This window comes from Ruminococcus sp. N15.MGS-57 (assembly GCF_000980385.1).
GTDB classification, from domain to species: domain Bacteria; phylum Bacillota; class Clostridia; order Oscillospirales; family Ruminococcaceae; genus Hominimerdicola; species Hominimerdicola aceti.
This window is the reverse complement of sequence record NZ_LARF01000175.1, coordinates 1-216: the sequence shown is the minus strand read 5'-3', so window position 1 is coordinate 216 and position 216 is coordinate 1. Positions and strand designations below refer to the sequence as shown.

The window sequence follows — 216 nt, the reverse complement described above, 5'->3', positions numbered from 1 at the left end:
CTGACGACCTCTAGCGTGACAGGCTAGCGTTCTAACCAACTGAACTACCGGGCCACATGGTGGAAGTTAACGGGCTCGAACCGCTGACCCTCTGCTTGTAAGGCAGATGCTCTCCCAGCTGAGCTAAACTTCCACATAATGGAGCGGCCGACGAGGCTCGAACTCGCTACCTCCACCTTGGCAAGGTGGCGCTCTACCAGATGAGCTACGGCCGCA

Annotated in this window: 2 tRNA genes; both read right to left on the bottom strand. The window is 57.9% G+C overall.

What is annotated here, in order from left to right:
- Window positions 1–57: 57 nt before the first annotated feature.
- Window positions 58–133: transfer RNA gene (locus tag WS40_RS11180), tRNA-Val, on the bottom strand.
- Window positions 134–139: 6 nt separating this feature from the next.
- Window positions 140–215: transfer RNA gene (locus tag WS40_RS11175), tRNA-Gly, on the bottom strand.
- Window position 216: the final 1 nt, after the last annotated feature.